The organism is Polynucleobacter sp. AP-Titi-500A-B4, from assembly GCF_018688095.1.
Classification (GTDB): domain Bacteria; phylum Pseudomonadota; class Gammaproteobacteria; order Burkholderiales; family Burkholderiaceae; genus Polynucleobacter.
This window is the reverse complement of sequence record NZ_CP061311.1, coordinates 1,204,503-1,210,026: the sequence shown is the minus strand read 5'-3', so window position 1 is coordinate 1,210,026 and position 5,524 is coordinate 1,204,503. Positions and strand designations below refer to the sequence as shown.

1 protein-coding gene is annotated in these 5,524 nt (G+C 42.3%); it reads left to right on the top strand.

Annotated elements, in window-relative coordinates:
• Positions 1-5,524, top strand: a 5,524-nt coding sequence (locus tag FD968_RS06175) for a VCBS domain-containing protein (RefSeq protein WP_215364689.1), incomplete at both ends; no start/stop codon positions are given.

Genomic DNA, 5,524 nt, shown 5'->3' with positions numbered 1-5,524 from the left:
CGATACCGTTGACGGTACTGGTGGCGTCATTACTTGGGACTACAAGGTTGCGGATAGCAAGGTGGAATACCTTGCTATAGATGAGACCAAAGAAGAAACCTTCACGATTACTTTAGATGATGGCAATGGCGGTACAGTTGATAGAACCATCACCATTACGATTACCGGTACCAATGACAAACCAGAAATTACAACTGGTGACACAGAGGGAGAATACAGAGAACAATCAGGCTATAGCTCTGATTTAGATGCTTATGGCAACCCGCTTTATATAGATAGCAAAGGTGATCCAATTGGATTGCCTACTGAGCTTGCTCATGGAGCTCTCACATTTACTGATGTTGATTTAACCGATACCCATGAAGTCAAGGTACTGGGAAATCCTGATAATCCTGATGCACCTGTTGCTCAAACAATAGAATTCTCTAGTACCAGCTATACCGAAACACTTTTAGAAGAACAATTGGTTAAGTTCTATGCTGGTATGCATGAAATGTTGGATGGGGCACTGACAGTCTCGGTTGATACTGACAGCACAGACTCTGGTGAAGGTAAATTAGCCTGGAGCTTCAGTGGTGACGACCAAATGTTTGATGGCCTTGGTGTAGGTGAAACTTTAACTGTGACCTATGACGTACAGGTGGTTGATGATAGTTCCGGAGAATCCAATACTAAAACCATCACAATCACTATAGTGGGCAGCAATGATGCCCCTACATTTAAGGTCACGGAAGGAGATGTAAGTAGTGGCGCTTTTAGTGAGCAAGAAGACTACACAGATGGCACCTATACAGGCTCAGGTGAGGTCCCACTACAGCCAGAATCTAATGATAGTGCTACGGGGACTTTAAGCTTTGTTGATTTAGATATTACCGATAATCATATCGTTACCCACTCAGATCCAACCCTAGAACTCATTACAGGTAGTGGAGATGAATCAGATGGTAGTACTGAGGATGACTCAGTAGAGCAAGGCGATGATGATGTTACAAAAACATCTGGATTTATTGCTAATCATGTACATCTCCTCGAAATTTCAGGCAACGGAGAATATGTAGATGTCTTGAAAGATGCCTCAGTTGCTCAATTGACTGCTATTCAGCAGGTCATTACTAGCGGCAAATTCACCATCGAAAATTTAGACAAATTTGATGGTTATTGGCATATCGCAAATACTGGTGTTCATGATGACAGTACTGGTGTTGGAATTGGAAAAATCGATTGGAAATTCGATGTTCTCGATGCCAATTTAGATTTTCTCAGCGAAGGTCAGAAACTGGAGCTCATCTACCAGGTCAAAGTTGAAGATCCTTCTGGCGCTACGGGTACTCAAGATGTAAAAATTACTATTACTGGCAGCAATGATCTACCGGTAATTACTGCTGGTGATGCCCAGCCAGTATTTGAGCAAGAAGGCTATACCGCAGGAAAAGACGAATCTGATAATTCAAATGTAGATCCTAGTGATGCTATTAGTGGCACATTAAGCTTTACTGATGTTGATTTAAGTGATGTTCATACGGTGACTGTTTTGGGTAACGACACAGCAGAGCATGCTGCCCAGTCCATCGTGTGGAATCCAAATGATCTAGATGCCCAGCAATTGTCCGAGCAACAAGTAACTGATTTACATACTACTCTTGATGGTGCGCTTACCGTCACATTGGCAGAGGGTGATGATAGTACTGGCTCTGGAAATGGTTTGGTTTCGTGGAGCTTTAGTGCTGACGATGAAGCCTTTGATTTCTTGGGGCAAGATGAAACCTTAACAGTGACTTACGATGTAAAAGTGGCCGATGCATTTGGTGAATCGAACACTAGGTCGATCATTATTACGGTGACTGGTTCGAATGATAAGCCTGTATTTGCCGCTGAAGAGGCTGATGGTAGCTACCAAGAAGGATTCTCTAGTCAAGCTGAGGCAACTGGTGTCATCGACTTTACTGATGTTGATTTAACTGATATGCACACTGTCAGTGTCTTAGAGTCTCCATCTCTCAGTTTCACGGTAGATACAACAGGATCGCATGGTGAATCAGAAGATGATTCTGATTCCAGCTGCCCCTCTGAAGGGGATGATCAAGAAGAGTCCTCTAAAGAGTCTTCCGAAAGTAATTCAGATGATACTTCCGAAAATAGTTCAACTACTACCATTGTTATCAATGAGTCCAATCACATTCGTTTCTTAGACATTCATGGAAATAATGTCTTAGGTTCAGCATCTGAGGCGCAGTTACTTGGTATTCAAAAGGTAATTGCAGAAAGCATGTTTACCCTTGAGGGTTATGAGGCTTCTGAGCCATCGATCTTTGTACAAGGTGATACACCTAATAGCAGTGCTGGTAAGTTCAATTGGGCGTTTACTATTGATGATGCCAAGCTTGATTTCTTAAACGTAGGTCAGACGCTAGAGCTCGTTTACCAGGTGCAGGTTGTCGATGAATTTGGCGGGACAGACAGTAAAGATATCACTGTGAGTATTGTTGGCAGCAATGATGCGGCGGTGATTACTGGTGAATCTACTGGCATGGTGATTAAGCCTGGAGTTGTTCTATCAGATGATAAAGATGACCATGGGTATAGGAACTTTAAAGACGTTGATGGCAAAACTTCTGTTGATGGGCATTTAACCGCCACAGATGTTGATAGTTCGGCTAACTTTAATCAAGTGAATCATGGTAAGGCTGAGCATGGTAGTTATTCCATTAATGCGAATGGAGACTGGTCATACGATCTTAATACCAATGATGCTGCTATTAAAAAATTAAATGATGGCGGAACCCTTGAGGATAAATTCACTGTTAGTACTGTAGATGGAACTAAACAAGAAATCATCATTACAATTAAAGGCACTAATACTGCTGCAGTCATAACAGGATCTACTGTTGGTTCTGTTACTGAGGCTGGAGTAAGTAATGGCCAAGGCACTCCTAATGCTACCGGGACTCTAACGTACACCGACGCTGACAATACAGACAATGTATTCAATGCTGTTAGTACAGCAACCTTAAGCGAGTCTGGTTACGGTAAATTTACTGTCACAACAGATGGCCAATGGAATTATGTTTTAGACAATAATAATAGTAAGGTCCAGAAGTTAAATGACGGTCAGAAACTTTATGATTCATTCACGGTTACTACACCAGATGGATCAAAGCAGCAAATCAACATTACTATTAACGGTAAAAATGATGCTGCAGTCATCTCTGAAGATCGTGGCAACTCCCATGATGTTACTCAATACAACAAGGCATCCTATTTAACTGCGGGAGGTAAGCTTTTTAGCGAAGATGCTGATGGTGATAGCTCATTCCGTGCTGGTAATTATTCTGGTAGCCGTGCAACTGGAGGTAAAAACTTCGGTACTTTGACTGTTAAAGAAGACGGTAGCTATGAATTAAAGGTACTCAATTCACAGTTAGTCAAGCTTGGAGCCTCTGATACCCTAGTTGAAAGCTTTACTGTTAAATCTAGTGATGGCACCGAGAAGGTGCTCACTTTTAATTACCATGGCATCAATGATGCGCCTACGACTTCAAATCCTGTAAATACAGATACCTTCTCAGCTGCTGGTCCTGGTAAAACCATTGATCTGATTTCTAAGGTATCGGATTTGGATGGAAACAGTGGTTTAAGTATAAGTAACTTAAAAATTGACGGATCCGACTATACAACTGCAAAAGGATCTGCATTAGGCTTATTGCTTACGGGCAATTTACTTAAGATTGATCCAACTGCAGCGCATGTCACTAGTGGTTCAAAAACGATTGTGCTTGGCTATGACGTCAAAGATCCGTCTGGCAACACAGTTCACATGACTGAAAACGTCGTAATTAACGCTGGATATACAGGTTCAGTGACCCAGGGAATCTATTCCTCTGGTAACACGATGAAGTTCAAAGGTGCTGTAGAAATTTCCGATAACTTTGAGTATTCAAAAACATCGAGTACTAGCGACAATACTATTGGTAAGTTGACTTTTAGTGACGAAGGTAACTTTACCTATTCGGTAACGAAGAGTGCATTGACCTCTGCTTTAAATTCCCATTCTGGCTGGTTTACCGACGGTCATAAGGTTGAAACATTCACCGTTCAATTTAAGGGCGAACACGACGTATCCTATTCACAAACTTTGTCGTTTGTGATTAATACCTCCTCTTCATCTGAATACAGTGCTGCTATTAACAGCGCTAAATCTATCAGCATTCATGGTAAGTCAATTGACGGCTATATCTCAGGTGCAACGGTATTCGCTGATGCCAATAGCAATATGACCTTGGATTCTGGAGAGTCATCGACTATTACTGATGCTACTGGTGGATTTACCCTGACTGGCGGTACTGGTAACTTGGTAATGGTAGGCGGTACCGATGTGACTACTGGCCTTAAGTCCCAGGTGGTGTTGACTGCATTGGCTGGATCTACAGTGATCACTCCGATCACTACTTTGATTGAGAAAATGGTAGATAACGGTAACTTAAGTGTTACTGATGCCTCTACTAAACTTGCTGCGCAATTTGGTTTATCTTCAGTTCTTGATTTATCTATCTATGATCCGGTGGCAGCAGCCCTGGCTGGCGATGTAGATGCTGAAAAAGTATTTGCTGCTGGTGTAGAGATTCTAAATACGATTGCTCAAGCAACAGCCTTCGTTAGTGCAGCAGCGAATGTATCTAGCACTAAAGCAGGGGATGCCATCTTTGATGCCTTAGCAAATAAAATGGCCACTAGCTTAAGTGCCGATGTTATTTCTAGTGCTAGTGATTTGACAGCTGCTGTGAAGTCTTCCTTGCTTGCTCTGAATGTAAGCACTACCAAAGTAAATTCCTACGCAAATGCAATTGATAGCTTGTCTGCATTAATTGTTGACTCAAATTCCACGATTGAAACTATCGTAGCCAATCCGAACCTTACAATGATGGAAGCACTGAACCAAGTGATTCAGGTTGGAAGTGCGGCACAGGGTAGCTTGACTACACAAATTTCACAGGCCGTTAGCCTCTCCATCTCAAGTGGAGCGGATTTAGCTACCTATTTACCAAATGCCACTAGTGTTGACCTAGCCATTGCTAATGCTAGTTACAATGCGCCAAGCTATTTTGATGCTGTAACAGGCGATAACTATCTCAATAATGCTGAGTTCAACTCAGCTAATGGTTTAACCGTTTCAGGTGTTGCACCTGTTAATAGCTTTATTACCCTCAATATTGGTGGCTTGACTAATATTCCGGTGATGGCTGATGCAACCGGTCAATGGACCTATACGCTTTCTAAAGTTGACGTCAGTACATTGGGAGCCGGTACACAACAAGTTACCGCTACCGCAACAGTATTGGATGCAAATAACTTAGTCGTAAGCACTACAGATTTAGGTACTCAAATATTTACGGTTGACTTAACAGCGCCTACCATCGGTATTGCTGGCTTTACGATCGATAGCGGTAGCAGTGCTTCTGACCGTATCACTAATGACAATACGCCAACACTGACTGGTACTGCAGAAGCTGGCAGTTTAGTCACGTTG